This window comes from Phocaeicola acetigenes, assembly GCF_027529745.1.
GTDB lineage: Bacteria > Bacteroidota > Bacteroidia > Bacteroidales > Bacteroidaceae > Phocaeicola > Phocaeicola acetigenes.
Window position 1 is genome coordinate 25,852 of record NZ_JAPZVM010000009.1, and the last position, 15,848, is coordinate 41,699.

The following is a 15,848-nucleotide window of genomic DNA, read 5'->3' on the forward strand; positions in this document are numbered from 1 at the left end:
TTCTTTTTTTATATCATTTTTAGGCAAAAATCAAAATCTAAACTATTGATTTATGTCATTAAAAACAAAAGAAATCTCATATTTTCCCAATTTTTATTCTTACTTGATAAGACTGCTGTATATCTTTGCACCCGCAAATCAAAACTAAACAAGAAGATGTTAGAAAACAAAACTGTAAAGTACCATATTCCGCAGAACGGAATATACGTGTATGTTCGTACTAATGAAAGCAAAACCGAAATGATTGTTTTAAACAGTACCGACAAAGAACAAGTACTGCCCAACAATCATTACAACATCTTGACAAAAGATCACAAGGAAGGGAAAGATATCTCAAGTGGAAAAAAAGTAGACTTTACCCAAAACTTGATTTTAGCAGCACACCAATCTATGATTATTGAATTTGGAAAATAAAAGTAAAGGTCGGTACATATAGTTTACCGACCTTTACTTTTTTATCACAAAAGTTTATACCATATCATCTCCTGTTTTAGCAAATGTTACACGAATAGTCTTATGGAAAGGTATAAAGCGTGATATCACAGCAATCACCAATGTCACAACAAAAAGCCATCCCAGCATTTCTTTTAAAGCTAACAATAAGCTTTGCTGCTGTAAAGTAGTATAAAGTGTTGAAGTAGCCAGCTGAGTAGCCTCCATATATCCATGCCCCTGAGAAAGATTACTGGTCAATGCCTGAGAAAATTTCATAGAAGAGAGTGGATCCACCTCCGTCATAGTTTCCGACAAAGAAAACATGTATTTCTGCTCCAAATGATAAAGCACATTACTATAAAAAGATGTAGCTGCAATAGGAGTCAAAACAGAGCGGAATATTATCAGAAAAAAAGCATTCGATAATAAGAACTTTGGGTTCAAGTCTTCTACTGCAAACAAAGCAAAAGCTATAATCAGCGTCAACATCCCTACTCCACGTAAGAAGACAGGAAAGTAAAGCATTTCATACGTGCTATCCGGCGAAATTCCAAAATACAAAATTCCAAAAAAAACAGCAAAACATCCCATTCCTCCTGCTATCAGAAAACGGAAGCGCCAACGTTGCCAACGAAACCACCAAAAACAGATAAATGCCCCCAATACATATCCCGGCAACAGAAATATATAAAGAGAATAAGTATGTGTCGTATCTACTTTCAAGATAACGGACAAATAGTTGGTAAGCAGAGTAGTAGACGTACTGAAAAACATGACCAACATCATATAGAAATATCCGATAATTGTTTTAGTATGATAAAGCGGCATCAAACTTACATAAGGTTTTCGGGAATGTCGCTGAATCCAAATGAAAAAAGCGACCAAAACAGGAGCTATTACAATATACCAGCGAATCTTTTCTGAAGCCATCCAGTCCAATACCTTTCCGTAATTAAACACATACATCAACATCAGCAATGCCACAGAAATAAGAAACATTTCCCGTATATGCAGTTCTGATAATGGGATGGATTTTAAAGGACGATTATGACGATAGCAAACGATTACAGTCAGAATAGACAGCAACAATAAAGCCATCATAAAATAATACATATACTTCCAATTGTAACGATAAGCCAGTTCTGCAGTCAGTACCATGGAAAGCTGTCCTCCTCCATACACCAAAGGATAAAAATAAGAATAAAATTCACTTCGAATCTTCTTAGGACTGAAAATCGTCTGTGCATAACGGATAAACCACAGCATCAGAAAGCCTTTCATGAAACCAATCACAAAACTGCACACAATCAATACATCCACATTCTGCGAACGGGCACAAATCCAACTGAGAAAAAATTGGAGAACAAGATTACACAGCAAATGAAACTTTGCAGAAAAACTATCCAATATTTTAGGGACAATAGGATATGCTACAGCCATACCGGCAGAAGCAGCATAATAACCCATTGTTATATCTTCTGTATTTGTACCTAACGTATTCGAAACTTCCAGCATGCTTCCTGTATACGAACCATTCAGCATTGTCACTGGCAAAATCACAATAAACACACTTGCCAATGCAAGCCAGTCAGGTACCCACTTCCTTACCGGAAGTCCCAATTGAGCCATCTTTATCATCGACGTAAAGCTTCTGTTTCTACCATCATACCCGCCCGTAATTTCTGCATATCTTCAAGTTGTACATCTTCCAAATCAATACGCACCGGAATACGCTGCTGCACTTTCACAAAATTACCGGCAGAATTATCAGTAGGAACCAATGAATACTTTGAGCCAGTAGCTTCCGAAATAGCACTGACTCTCCCTTTAAAGACACGTCCAGGCAATGCATCCACTTTAATACGAACTTCCTGTCCGATGTAAATGTTGGAAATTTGTGTTTCCTTATAATTAGCCGTAATCCATTTATCTTCACTCCTAACCAGATAAGAAATTACCTGTCCGGCCTGTACAAGCTGTCCAACATCCAATGTACGTCTTCCCATATAGCCATCATATGGAGCAACCAATACGGTATACGACAAATTCAATTTAGCCAAATCTACATCAGCTTCTTTTCTCAAGATAGCTGCCTGGGCACTGGTTGTTCGCTTGCTGGTTTCCGAATACTGAGACAATGCGGCCTTTTTTTGCCCAATCAATGCATCGTATCGCGCCTGAGCAGCTTCATATGCAGCCTTCACTTGTTCGTATTGCTGCTCTGGCACAGACTCCTCTTTCAGCAGACGTTCAAAGCGATGATAGTCTTGCTCATACTGCCAGAGTTTAGCTTTTGCCTCAGCTATATTTGCCTCTTGCACAGCTACATTTGTCTGCGAGGTCTGAATACCTGAGTGCAGAACTTCCTGTGCTCCCCGGGCATCCAACAAAGCTGCTTCTGCTTCTTTTACCTTAATCTGATACTCCCTGTTATCCAATACCAACAAAGTATCTCCACGATGCACATACTGATGCTCCTTAAACCGCACTTCTTTCACATAACCGGTAGCACGGATATTCAAAGGAACCACATACTGATCTACAAAAGCATCATTGGTCACTTCATAATTAATATACTTCCAAAAATAAGTTGCAGTCCACCATAAACCAGAGACAGCCAAAACAATACATAATATATTCAACAATATATTTTGTAAACGTAGTTTCTTTAATTTCTTATGCTTAACTTGTAACTCTTGTGACATATTCTTCTTTTTATAATCTTCCACAAACCTTCTGAAGCTGATAATAAGTATAAATAACCCGTGTACGGGCATTGGTCAGCTGCAACTCCACATTAAGACGTACCGTATTCGCATCCAACAAATCGGTCAGAATTGCCAACTGATTCATATAACGGTTTTGCATAATACGATAATTCTCTTCTGCCTGACGTACAGAAAGCTGAAGAGCCTCCACCTCCTTCAATGCTTCCTGATGCCGAAGATAAGCTGTACGAATCTCTACACGCAAATGTTGCAATTGAAGTTCCTCCTCATTCTGACGAGCATAAACAGCCAGCCGACTCTCTTTCTTCTTATGATTGTTCTTATAAAGTGAAGACAACGAATACGACAAAGAAAGACCAATGTTCCAGTTATTATTATACAAATCGGCCATTGTACGCGATATAGGTCGTGCCAATGTATTTGATGCATAAAGAGATACTTGAGGAAGCGATGCAGAACGCACTCCTTTCACCTCATTTTTAGCCAACTCAGTCTGTTTCCGAAGCCATTTCAAAGAAGGTTCTTCCCGATATGCTTCTTCCCAATAAGCTTCATAATCCTCCAACAAAACAGGCATCGAAAACAAAGTGGTATCCGGTTTTAACAGATAATCTTCCTTAATACCCAACAAAATAGTAAGCTGTTGTGAAAACAACCTGATATTATTCTCAACTTCAGTCAAAGACAAACGGTCGCGTGTAAGTTGCATTTCGCTACGAAGCACATCATTATTCGTAATCAACCCCTCACGTTTCATCCGACGAATGTCAAACAAACGCAGTTCCGACTCTTCAATCTGGCGCGACAAAATTTCATGCTGTTTATATAAGCTGAAAAGAGACATGTATTTCTCCAATAAATCCAGTTTCAATGCAGCACGATGTGCATCAGTCTGTAAAGATACAGCTTGATGTTCCAGTTGGGCTTTTTTCACCGCATAACGGATTTTTCCACCTTCATACAAGGGCTGAGTGAAATCCACTGCATAATTCTGTGACCAATCCGGTGTATCCGGATAAGTTGCATCAGACAAACCATGTTCAAAGACGACAGGCTGCCCCAATACACCTCCCTTCAGACCGATCTGAATGTCCGGCAATTTCATGGAAGAAGCTGTTTTGATACGTTCTTCTGCCATCTCCAGCTGAATCCGGTCGGCCTTCAACTGAAGATTATGTTCAACTCCCCATTCAAAAAGACGGTCGAGTGTAAGAAATAAAGAATCCGAAGGTAAAGAAGCCTCCACGATAGTAGGAGTACAACATATCGCTGCACACAATACCTTTTTAGCTATTTTCAAGTACATCATATACAGCTTTCAGTTCCGACATCATTGTCCTGATTCCTTCTAATCCTATCGCACGTTCGGCATACACATATACCTGGTCCAATATCGGACGAATCTGTTCACGAAAATTTTCTCCCTCCGGAGTAAGAAAGACCAGTTTATTCCGCCGGTCATTCGGATCTTCCTGACGATATACGTACCCTTTCTTTTCCAGGTTATTCATCAAATTGGTCAGACAGGCCTTATCTTTTGCTGTACGTTCTGCCAATACCTGTTGAGTTATCCCCTGCTCGCGCCATAAACTACTCAATACCTGCAACATCTCAAATGTAATTCCGGCATTGTTTTTCTTTAATGTCCGTTGCATAGAACGACGAAAAGCCATTCGGGTACGAAATACCTGCAACATAAGTTCACGAAATTCGCTTCCTTCTCTATTCATTACTCAATTTTCTCTTAACGGATGCAAAGGTAGTACGAATTTCCTAAATAGTCAAATATTTGACTATTCAATTACAAAAAGACAATATCCCCTCTCATTCACATTCTACAAATTACAAAGAATTTGATTCCGGCGTCTCTGTTTTTCTCATACTAAACTCACAGCCACAATACTGCTGATTGTAAAAGTTATATTCCTTAATGATAGCTATCCTACGCTCGCTCAATCCACCTTTCCTCCAATTCTGATCCCACCAGATAACATCCGGATACGCAGCAACAGCCTCTTGTCCAGCTTCATTAATCTGTTCCAGACTCTTCCAACGCGACGAGGCCAAGGTGGTAGTAATTACAGGAAATCCATTTTCGTGTGCATAACGTGCAGTTTCTTTCAGACGTAGTTTAAAACATTTCAAGCAGCGTCCCCCACGCTCAGGTTCGTTCTCCAATCCTTCCATCGCACAGCGCCATGCCTCATGATTGTAATCAGCATCTACAATATCCAATCCCAATGACTGTGCATAACGCGTACATTCATCTTTACGGATAAGATACTCCTGCAACGGATAAATATTAGGATTGCAATAATAAATGGTAGGGCGTACACCGTGCTGCAACAAACACTCAATAATAGCCGATGAGCAAGGTGCACAACACGTATGCAGCAACACTCGGTCCGCTCCTCCCGGCACTTCCAGTTTAAACTTCTTCTTCATCTTTTTACCCCTCAGGCTTCTTTAAATAAAGGAAGTAATACATCGGGAACTTCCACCCCATGGTCCTTGATACGAGTTAACACATTTTTCGCCTCCTCTGTCAAGGTAAAATACATCTGTCTTTTATCCTGTTCACCCAACACACGAGTCAGAAAACCTTTCTTTTCTGCAGCTCCCAGTACCTTGGAAGCATGCGAAGCAGAAAGTCCGGTACGCTCTATCACTACACCGGCAGATACCCTCTCATTTCCAATACTACACAATACCATAGCCTCATTCAATGAAACACCGTAAGTATCCATCAAACGAGACTCTAAATCAGAGAGAGCCGTAAACAGCTCTCTCATAATACAAATGCATTTTATTTTTTCCATAAAAAATCAAATGAACAAATTTACATTGGCCTGCTCTGCACGCTCCATATAGGTAGCTACTCCACCCAACGTCACATTGTCGAGCAACTCCTCTTTCTTCACTCCCATTACATCCATCGACATCTGGCAAGCAATAAACTCCACTCCATTGTCGATAGCCTGCTGACGAAGCTGTTCCAATGAGTCGATACCTTTTTTACGCATGATATAGCGCATCATACCGGTACCCATGCCTCCCATATTCATTTTAGAGAGTTTCAGCTTTCGGGAATGAGACGGAAGCATCCAACCAAACATACGTCCGAAGATATCTTTCTCCACACGAGGCTTATGTACTTTCTTTATCGCATTCAGTCCCCAGAAGGTAAAGAAAAGAGTCACCTTCTTGCCGGTAGCTGCTGCTCCATTGGCGAGTACAAAAGTAGCCAAAACCTTATCCAAATCATCACTAAAGACAATAAAAGTTTTTCCCATATCTGCCGGCAATAAGGTTTCCTTCGAAGCAGGCAGAGCAGTATGTTTCTCTACCACAACTTTATATGTACCCTTTTCCGAACTTTTAGAAATAAATCGATGTCCCGTTGTACGGCACCATGCTTCTGCATCGCGCGGGAAGGCCATATCTGTAGATGTCACCTCCAGACGTTCTCCCTCGCTCAAGTCTTCCATATTCTTTTTCAGTTTCATGATAGGACCGGGACACTGTATACCACAAGCATCTACCTTTATCACTTTCACCACCTTCTCACCAACCGGTTGAGCCTGTGCAGAAACTGTCTGAGTATGAGTTCCGCTATATGCCGAAGGAGGATTTACCGGTGTCACAGCAGCTTTATAAGTCTTGATACCACCTATCAGATTACGTACATCCTTATATCCGTTGTCTTTCAATATATTCGATGCCAGGTAACCACGCAAGCCTACACCACAGAAAAGATATACTGGCTTATCCTTTGGAAGATCTGCCATACGAGAGCGTAACTCATCGAGCGGTACGTTCACAGCCCCCTTGATTGTTCCCAAAGCAAACTCATCTGCAGTACGCACATCAACCAATGTCACTGCGCTTAAATCAGTCTGCTGCAGTTCACGCCAGTAAAGCGGTGTCATCTTTCCCGACAAAATATTTCCTGCCACATAACCCGATACGGCAACCGGATCTTTGGCTGAGGAGAAAGGAGGTGCATAGGCATGCTCCAAAGACATCAAATCGTATACGGTTCCCTGATGTTTGATAACCAGTGCATACTCGTCTATACGTTTGTCTACCCCATCGTATCCCACAATCTGCGCACCATACAATCTGCCGTCTTGCGGAGAGAAAGTAATCTTAATATCCATCTGCAAAGCTCCCGGATAATACCCTGCATGTGAACCAGAGTGAATTGTAGCCGAAAGATAAGGTATACCAAACTGTTTCAGACGCTTGGCAGGAAGTCCTGTAGAAGCCACAGTCATTTCAAATACTTTTGCTATAGAAGTGCCGATGGAGCCTTCATACTTCACTTTGTTTCCAAACACCATATTGTCTGCCACAATACGAGCCTGACGATTAGCCGGTCCGGCAAGGAAGTTCAGCCAAGGCTTTCCGGTTATAAGATGAGGATATTCGATAGCATCGCCTACTGCATAGATAGACTCATCGGACGTCTGCAAGTACTCGTCTACATAAATACCCTTCATCTCGCCCAACTTCAAACCTGCTTCTGCCGCCAGACGAGTTTCGGCACGCACTCCGATAGAAAGAAGCACCATATCAGCCTCCACCGATACTCCCGACTTAAACTTGACAGATATTCCGGAAGCAGTCTTTTCGAAAGCCTCAACCGCCTGCTCCAAATACAGACGCACTCCCTGTTCCTGCAAATGTTCGTGTACCAGAGAAGCCATCGAATAGTCAATCGGCGCCATTACCTGATTGGCCATCTCTACCACACTTACCTCAGCACCGGCATGATGCAGGTTTTCGGCCATCTCCAATCCGATAAAACCACCTCCTACTATGACAGCCCGTTTTACCGGTCTTTCCTGCATATAGTTTTTAATACGGTCTGTATCGTATACATTTCGCAATGTAAATATGCCCTCACTGTCTATTCCCGGAAGAGGGGGTACTACCGGAGAAGCTCCCGGCGATAACAAGAGTTTATCATAGGTTTCCTGATAAGTAGAACCATCTGCTGCACGTACTGTGACCGACTTCTGTTCAGGGTTGATAGCGATTACTTCCGAACGGGTACGTACATCGATATTAAAACGCTTTCCAAAAGCTTCGGGTGTCTGTACAAACAGACGGTCGCGCTCCTCAATCACTCCTCCTATATAATAAGGCAAACCACAGTTTGCATACGAAATGTAAGCACCTTTTTCGAATACAATAATTTCTGCATTCTCTGTATTTCTGCGAATACGGGCAGCAGCTGTTGCTCCTCCTGCTACTCCACCAATGATAATATATTTCATAACTTTACAATGTAATTATTTTCTAATGGAAACTTTTTACAAAGGAATAATATTATTGCGAGATACAAAAATTTCCATAGGAAAATATTTCCATATTAATAATTATTAACCAAGAACATAAAAAAAGCCCGAAAAAATCGGGCTTATATAAAAGGAGCTTATAAACTCCCTGCTATGTATTTGAGCAAAATAATCTGCTTGCTGAACAGCAGTACAATCGACGATGCCGGATATCCGGCCGACCACGACAACTGCACAACCAACGACGCCGGCTGTACATACGACGTCGCCGAATATAACACTCAACGGGTATTAAAAAGATATAGTTCTTATTACTAATACTTTATCTACTCCGAATATTTCCGGCTCTGATAAGCAATACGCGGTGTACCATTGGCTACATAAATAATGCCACATCGTACAAATCCTTGCTTCTCAAGAATATGCTGCATCACTTTATTGTCTGCATGCGTATCGACACGCAAATTGGCAGAACGGTTCCGACACCAGTCTATGCATTGAGCTGCTACTCCACGATACGACCCATCGGAAGCCAGACGATGAATGACATAATAAGGTTCTTCATCCAGCCAATTTCCATCTTCAATACGCGCATAAGTAGGATCGGGACCCTGTATAAAACAGAAAGTACCCACAATATCACCCGACTCTGTCGTACACACATAGCAATGCGAAGCAGCTATTTCCCCGGCAATCAGTTCCCGCTGCGGATAACCGTTTATCCACTGATGAGCATTTCCGACAGATACCATAAAAGTACGGGCCGCCTCGAATATCTCCATCAGCCTGTCCAAATCGTGTGCTACAGCCAAACGTATCTGCATCGTCATATCCTATCCTCCTCCTGCTTTAATCCCAAAGATTCAGTTTATTTTTCTGTGCTTCCTCCAGTGAAACGGTCTTTACGACTTTCTTTCCACTCTTCTCACACAGTTCACGATACTCGTTTTGCAGTTCTTCCACAAAAGCCGGACATTGTTCCGGACTCAGCAACTTAGCCATTACAGAAGCATTCTGCGATGCATCGCGCATATACACTACCGGCGCATGATAAGCCGGAGCAATCTTCAGTGCGGTATGCAGTTTGGATGTAGTAGCCCCTCCGATAAGCACCGGAATATCCAGTCCGGCACGCTCCATCTCGGACACTACATGCACCATTTCTTCGAGCGACGGCGTAATCAGCCCGCTCAAACCTACAATGTCCACTTTCTCACGAATAGCAGTTTCTACAATCTGTTCAGCCGGTACCATTACTCCAAGATCAATCACTTCATAGCCATTGCATGCCATTATCACTGATACAATATTCTTTCCGATATCATGCACGTCACCCTTTACCGTAGCAACCAGAATTTTTCCTGCACTACGTGCGCCCTCTTGCTTTCCGGCTTCAATATACGGTTGAAGAATAGCCACTGCCTTCTTCATGGTACGGGCAGTCTTCACCACCTGTGGGAGAAACATCTTTCCTGCGCCAAACAAATCACCCACATGATTCATACCCGCCATAAGCGGACCTTCGATAATGCTCACTGCATTAGGATAGCGGCTCAAAGCCTCCTGCAAGTCTTCTTCCAGAAAATCGCCCAGCCCCTTTACCAATGCATATTGCAAGCGCTCCTCTACCGTAGTACCCTCACGCCATTTCAGATGATTGACAGCAGCTGCAGAAGTATCTTTATTTTCTTTTTCCGCCTTCAAACGCTCAGCCGTTTCTATCAAGCGTTCGGCTGCATCGGGACGACGGTTCAACACTACATCTTCTATGCGCTCCAGTACATCGGCTGGAATATCAGTATACAATACCGATGTAGCCGGATTGACAATACCCATATCCATTCCCTCACGGATAGCATGATACAAAAATACCGCATGCATTGCTTCACGGATATAGTTATTTCCACGGAACGAGAACGAAAGGTTACTTACACCTCCGCTAATATGTGCACCGGGTAAATGTTTTCGAATCCATCCGGTAGCCTGAATAAAATCGACGGCATAATTATTATGTTCTTCAATCCCCGTAGCTACAGCCAGCACATTGGGGTCGAAAATAATATCTTGAGGAGCAAAACCGACTTTTTCGGTCAGAATACGATAAGCACGTTCGCACACTTCTATCTTGCGTGCAAAGGTATCCGCCTGTCCTTTTTCATCGAATGCCATTACAATGACTGCTGCTCCGTAACGACGGATTGTACGGGCATGCTCTATAAAGATATCTTCTCCTTCTTTCAGCGAAATGGAGTTGACAATACATTTTCCCTGTACGCATTTCAAACCGGCCAGTACTACTTCCCACTTGGAAGAATCTATCATAAGAGGGACACGGGCTATTTCGGGTTCCGAAGCAATGAGATTCAGGAAGGTAGTCATTTCTTCGGCAGCATCAAGCAGACCGTCGTCCATGTTGATATCAAGAACCAGCGCACCGTCTTCTACCTGCTGACGGGCTATAGAAAGTGCTTCCTCGTATTTTTTCTCGTTGATGAGACGAAGGAACTTACGCGAACCCGCAACATTGCATCGCTCTCCCACATTGACAAAATTAATTTCGGGAGTAACCTCCAGAAGTTCCAGTCCCGACAGCCACAAAGATTCTGGTTTAGGAGCTGGTGTATGAGGCTTGGCATCCTTTATCAAGTCCTGATAACGGGCGATATATTCTTCGGTCGTTCCACAACATCCACCTATGATATTGACCAGCCCCTCATCAATGTATTCCTTCACCTCGGCAGCCATCTCCTCGGGCGACTGGTCGTATTGTCCCAGACTGTTAGGCAATCCGGCGTTAGGATAAGCACTGATATAATAAGGAGCACGCTTGGCCAGCTGTTCTAAGAATGGTTTCAGCTGTCTGGCACCGAACGAGCAGTTTAATCCTACAGAAAACAAATCGGCATGCTGTACCGATGCAAGGAAGGCATCAAGTGTCTGTCCGGATAAAGTACGTCCGGCAATATCCGAAACCGTAACCGACAGCATCAGAGGAAGCTTGCGCCCCATTTTCTGCATAGACAATTCGGCTGCCTGTATAGCCACCTTGGCGTTGAGGGTATCGAATATGGTTTCAATCAGAATAGCATCTACTCCTCCTTCAATCAGAGCCTCCATCTGTTCACAATACGCCTCCAGAAGTTCATCGTAAGTCAGAGCACGGAAAGCCGGATTGTTGACATCGGGACTCATCGAACAGGTTTTATTGGTAGGACCTACCGATCCTGCTACAAAGCGTGGCTTCTCCGGATTCTTTTGGGTGTATTCATCGGCAAGACGTCGTGCCAGACGAGCTGCCTCCAGATTGATTTCCCGGCAATAGTCCTGCATATGATAATCGGCCATTGACACACGGGTTGCATTGAACGTATTGGTTTCTATAATATCGGCTCCCGCTTCGAGATAGCGCCGGTGAATTTCCTCAATGACATCCGGACGAGTCAGGCACAGCAGGTCATTGTTTCCTTTCAACTGTCCTTGTATTTCTCTGAAACGCTCGCCTCTGAAATCACTCTCTGTCAAGTTGTATTGCTGTATCATCGTACCCATTGCTCCGTCGAGCACCAGGATACGCTCTTTTATCTGTTGTCGCATTTCACAAATTCAAAAACTCTCAAAACTATAAAATCAAAAAATCATATATATGGCACAATAAACTATCGTTTGAACATTCTGTCCATCATGCGCTTATCATCTTTTTCTTTCAAAGACTCACGTTTATCGTACTGTTTTTTACCTTTTGCCAAGGCAATTACCAGTTTGGCAAGTCCTTTTTCGTTGATATACAAACGAGTGGGAACAATAGTAAAACCTGTTTCCCGTGTACCACGCTCCAACTTACGCAACTCTTTCTTGGTAAGCAGCAACTTACGATCACGACGAGCTGCATGATTATTGTACGAACCGTAGAAGTACTCGGCCACGTGCATATTCTTCACCCACAATTCACCCTTCGAAAAAAAACAGAATGTATCTACCAGACTGGCTTTTCCCTGACGGATTGATTTTATTTCCGTACCTGTCAGCACAATACCTGCCGTATAGGTATCGATAAATTCATAATCGAACGAAGCACGCTTATTTTTTATATTAATATTACTTGCAGTAGGTTTCATCAGTTCAATATTATAGATAACTTAGTAAATACAAATTCAATAATTGCCGGACAAACCAATACTATCAAGGTCATTACCACCGTATAACCTGTCAGTTTGTCTTCCGCCACTTTCAGCATCTGTCTCGCTCCCTCAAACACGACAACAATGGTATAAATCTGCAAAATCCAATGCAGCAGCATGATAGAGAAAAGCCCACTGACAATATCCAATACAAAAGTCACAACCATAGAATATCCCACAAACTCCAGTATTCTATCGTACGAGTCTGCACAGTCAAACCAACGGCGTCCTATCTTATCTACCAGATAAGCAGCTAAAAAGAAGCCTCCAAACAAAGCTACAGCCAGTGCACAGCACTGTGTCAAGGCAATCTGAAATACATCGGGACTAAACTCTCTCCCGATAAATGCACCTCCGAACTCCGACAAGCCACACAAGCCAATCATCGGATAGACGAAATTAGGCATTACCAATCTCCCCTCTTTCCGTTCGGCTATTTCGTTCCACGCCTTTGCAGGCGATGACAACAACAATATTATACGCTGAAATATTTCTTTATAACTCAATGTAATTCTCCTTTCCTGTTAAATGTATGAAATGCAAAAATACAAAAAAGAAGAAAATATACGAGAGGCTTTATAATGAAACTTTTGAAAAACAGACAGGATTAAAGATTATTTCACTCCTGCGACTACATCCTCCACCACCACAACAAGACAAGCCGGTCACATATCCTTAAACAATAAAAAAATCAGATAAAGAAAGAATTTCTCCTCTCTTTATCTGATTTTCCATACTAAATGTTCTTTTAATATATTATATAGAGAACATGCTCAAATGTATTCTATACAGTTTCAGATATATTATTCAGCCTGTTCCTGAGCTCGCATTTCGCAAACATATGTTTGTTTACTTTTCTTTTTAGAATCCATTGTTGGAACATAAGTAGAAGCAGTTTCGTATTCAACTTCTAATTTTTTCGGATAAGTACCGTTTAAAGTTTCATAAGCTCTGATTGCCGAACGCAAATCAAAATACTCATAACAATATGAATAAGACTTTGTATAATCGGCAAGTGCATCTTCTGTTCCTACATTTAAAATCTGATAACGAAGCTTCAATTTCATCACATCATTTTCAGCCTTTGTTGCTGCATCATAATAAAGAGTGAATTTATGATTCTTCAGTTCAGTATCCAATGTTTCACTTGCAGTTGACTCGTGTACATAAAACAATGGGTTCAAGATTAAGTAGTCGTTATATCCCCAAATCAACAAACTTTGAGTATTGAATCCTGAAAGAGAAACAGTTCCTTCTTCCGGTATTGCCTCACCACTTACTTCACCTTTAGGAAGGTATTTCGGAGTCCCCAATACTGTAATATCTTTTCTATCTCCCTGAGCAGCAAACTGTTCATAATCATAAGAGAAAGAAACCATCGCCAAATCCGATCTATCTCCAGAAACAGTCACAGCAGTTGTAGGTATGTACTCATTGTCAGCTTCATCAACAAAAATTGTCTTGCCTGTCATATAATCAGAACTAACCTTAAAAGGCCATGTCAATGTACCAGTTCCTCCGACACTCGAAGTATCTAAACAAGAAGTAATCCCCAAAGAAGCTGCAAAAGCCGCCATAACAACCACGAATTTCATTTTTTTCATAAACTTTGTCTTTATATTGTTAAATTATATTTTACAAGAGAAATAAAAGAAAAGAAACAATACTGCATCCCCATTCTTATTTTAACATTATTTTTCTATTTCTGCAAATTGTTCAAGATGTTCGTCTACGTACTCAGCAATCGTAGCAGTAACCATTTCTTCCATCTCCATGTAAGCCTCTTCTATGTCGTCGAAAGCCTCATATTGCTCGTACATAGCCATAAATTCCTCGTCTGTACGTTCTTTCTCCAAATCTTCACGATGTGCATCATATATTTTCTTTGCATCATATATCAGTTTAGAAAAGTCTTTAGCTCCAAACAGACGCATTGCTTTGGCAAAAGGATTATCGAAAATATAAGGACCATATCCGTTTTGTATTAATTGAATAAATCCTCCTTCCAGAACTTCTTCACGAAAAAAATGATACCCTAACAAAGAGTGTTGATACCCGTTGAGCAAGGGCATAGTTTCGGCATTAATCACTCCTCCTGTAATTTCCAGATATTTATCGGTAAATACTTTCAAAAATTCATCCATTCCAGCTTCCGCTCCACGCTGTAAAGCCTCGTCTTTTACTCTAATCTTATCATTATTCATAATTACCTGAATATTATTACCTGTATATAGGTATATTACAATGCTTTTTTATATGCACACAAAGATAAGGGTTTCTTCGGAAAGAGAAAAAAACATTTTGTCATTTACACCTTACAAAAGCAGGCACTCAGATAAAATATCCTTAATTTGTAGTAAAAAGTTTGGTTTACACCGTTGCAGAACTAAATAAAACGACTAACTTTGCGTGCAGATTAAGGAATAAAATCTTTAATCTCGTGGTTTACGAAATACTTATTTTTTATTACTAATAAAAACGTAAAGAATATGACTTATTCACACGAAGTTGAACACATGTGTGTTGTAAAAAAAGGACCTAATCATGGTCCGGCTCCAATTCCAGAAGAAGGAAAATGGGTGAAATCAAAAGAAATCAAAGACATTTCAGGTTTGACTCACGGTATCGGTTGGTGTGCTCCTCAGCAGGGTGCTTGTAAACTGACTCTGAACGTAAAAGAAGGTATCATCCAGGAAGCATTGGTAGAAACTATCGGTTGCTCTGGTATGACTCACTCAGCTGCTATGGCATCTGAAATCCTTCCAGGTAAGACAGTTTTGGAAGCATTGAACACTGACTTGGTTTGCGACGCAATCAACACAGCAATGCGTGAACTGTTCTTGCAGATTGTATACGGTCGTACTCAGTCAGCTTTCTCTGAAGGTGGTTTGATGATTGGTGCAGGTCTGGAAGACTTGGGTAAAGGTCTGCGTAGCCAGGTAGGTACATTGTATGGTACTTTGGCTAAAGGTCCTCGTTACCTTGAAATGGCTGAAGGCTATATCAAAACTATCGCTTTGGATGAAAACGATGAAATCTGCGGATACGAATTCGTTCATCTGGGCAAATTCATGGATGAGATCAAAAAGGGCACAGACGCTAACGAAGCTTTGAAGAAAGTAACAGGTACTTACGGACGCTTCACAGCAGAACAAGGTGCAGTTAAACATATTGACCCACGTCACGAATAATATAAGGAGGAA

16 protein-coding genes are annotated in these 15,848 nt (G+C 41.5%); 3 read left to right on the forward strand and 13 right to left on the reverse strand.

Features of this window, described 5'->3' with window-relative positions:
- The first annotated feature begins 156 nt into the window (after positions 1-156).
- Positions 157-414: a cyclomaltodextrinase C-terminal domain-containing protein gene (locus O6P32_RS10410; RefSeq protein WP_178266241.1), complete on the forward strand. Its 258-nt coding sequence runs from the start codon at positions 157-159 to the stop codon at positions 412-414.
- A 54-nt stretch (positions 415-468) separates the two neighbouring features.
- Here O6P32_RS10410 and O6P32_RS10415 read toward each other — a convergent pair whose 3' ends face one another.
- The 7 genes from O6P32_RS10415 to O6P32_RS10445 all read right to left on the reverse strand — a co-directional run bounded on the left by O6P32_RS10415 (position 469) and on the right by O6P32_RS10445 (position 8,446).
- The gene (locus O6P32_RS10415) at positions 469-2,073 is read right to left on the reverse strand and encodes an MFS transporter (RefSeq protein ID WP_269878426.1); all 1,605 of its coding nucleotides are present in this window, start codon (positions 2,071-2,073) and stop codon (positions 469-471) included.
- Positions 2,070-3,140, reverse strand: coding sequence for an HlyD family secretion protein (locus O6P32_RS10420; protein ID WP_269878427.1), 1,071 nt, complete (start codon positions 3,138-3,140; stop codon positions 2,070-2,072). Before O6P32_RS10420 ends, O6P32_RS10415 begins: the two co-directional genes overlap by 4 nt.
- 10 nt (positions 3,141-3,150) lie before the next feature.
- The gene (locus tag O6P32_RS10425) at positions 3,151-4,470 is read right to left on the reverse strand and encodes a TolC family protein (RefSeq protein WP_269878522.1); all 1,320 of its coding nucleotides are present in this window, start codon (positions 4,468-4,470) and stop codon (positions 3,151-3,153) included.
- A complete protein-coding gene (locus O6P32_RS10430) occupies positions 4,451-4,894 on the reverse strand; it encodes a MarR family winged helix-turn-helix transcriptional regulator (RefSeq protein WP_178266244.1) in 444 nt (147 codons plus the stop codon). Before O6P32_RS10430 ends, O6P32_RS10425 begins: the two co-directional genes overlap by 20 nt.
- A gap of 112 nt (positions 4,895-5,006) precedes the next feature.
- Positions 5,007-5,609: an epoxyqueuosine reductase QueH gene (locus O6P32_RS10435; RefSeq protein WP_178266245.1), complete on the reverse strand. Its 603-nt coding sequence runs from the start codon at positions 5,607-5,609 to the stop codon at positions 5,007-5,009.
- Between the two features lie 11 nt (positions 5,610-5,620).
- Complete coding sequence (locus tag O6P32_RS10440; RefSeq protein ID WP_178266246.1) at positions 5,621-5,983, reverse strand: MarR family winged helix-turn-helix transcriptional regulator; 363 nt, start codon at positions 5,981-5,983, stop codon at positions 5,621-5,623.
- Between the two features lie 6 nt (positions 5,984-5,989).
- Positions 5,990-8,446, reverse strand: a complete 2,457-nt coding sequence (locus O6P32_RS10445) for an FAD-dependent oxidoreductase (protein WP_269878429.1) — start codon at positions 8,444-8,446, stop codon at positions 5,990-5,992.
- Between the two features lie 174 nt (positions 8,447-8,620).
- On the opposite strand from O6P32_RS10445, the gene O6P32_RS10450 reads away from it, so the two are divergent.
- The gene (locus O6P32_RS10450) at positions 8,621-8,785 is read left to right on the forward strand and encodes a hypothetical protein (RefSeq protein WP_269878431.1); all 165 of its coding nucleotides are present in this window, start codon (positions 8,621-8,623) and stop codon (positions 8,783-8,785) included.
- Positions 8,786-8,793: 8 nt separating this feature from the next.
- Here the strand turns inward: O6P32_RS10450 and O6P32_RS10455 are convergent, their stop codons facing one another.
- From O6P32_RS10455 to O6P32_RS10480, 6 genes are all read right to left on the reverse strand, one after another.
- The gene (locus tag O6P32_RS10455; RefSeq protein WP_178266248.1) at positions 8,794-9,297 is read right to left on the reverse strand and encodes a GNAT family N-acetyltransferase; all 504 of its coding nucleotides are present in this window, start codon (positions 9,295-9,297) and stop codon (positions 8,794-8,796) included.
- 19 nt (positions 9,298-9,316) lie between these two features.
- Complete coding sequence (metH, locus tag O6P32_RS10460) at positions 9,317-12,061, reverse strand: methionine synthase (protein WP_269878433.1); 2,745 nt, start codon at positions 12,059-12,061, stop codon at positions 9,317-9,319.
- A 62-nt stretch (positions 12,062-12,123) separates the two neighbouring features.
- On the reverse strand, positions 12,124-12,582 hold the full coding sequence (smpB, locus tag O6P32_RS10465) for an SsrA-binding protein (protein WP_178266250.1): 459 nt from the start codon (positions 12,580-12,582) through the stop codon (positions 12,124-12,126).
- Positions 12,582-13,151 carry a Yip1 family protein gene (locus O6P32_RS10470; protein WP_269878435.1) on the reverse strand — a complete coding sequence of 190 codons (570 nt, stop codon included), beginning with the start codon at positions 13,149-13,151 and terminating at the stop codon, positions 12,582-12,584. Before O6P32_RS10470 ends, smpB begins: the two co-directional genes overlap by 1 nt.
- Positions 13,152-13,448: 297 nt before the next feature.
- A complete protein-coding gene (locus tag O6P32_RS10475) occupies positions 13,449-14,249 on the reverse strand; it encodes a hypothetical protein (RefSeq protein WP_269878437.1) in 801 nt (266 codons plus the stop codon).
- Positions 14,250-14,336: 87 nt separating this feature from the next.
- A complete protein-coding gene (locus O6P32_RS10480) occupies positions 14,337-14,849 on the reverse strand; it encodes a DMP19 family protein (RefSeq protein WP_269878439.1) in 513 nt (170 codons plus the stop codon).
- Between the two features lie 285 nt (positions 14,850-15,134).
- On the opposite strand from O6P32_RS10480, the gene O6P32_RS10485 reads away from it, so the two are divergent.
- Positions 15,135-15,836, forward strand: coding sequence for an iron-sulfur cluster assembly scaffold protein (locus tag O6P32_RS10485; protein WP_154044054.1), 702 nt, complete (start codon positions 15,135-15,137; stop codon positions 15,834-15,836).
- Positions 15,837-15,848 lie beyond the last annotated feature (12 nt).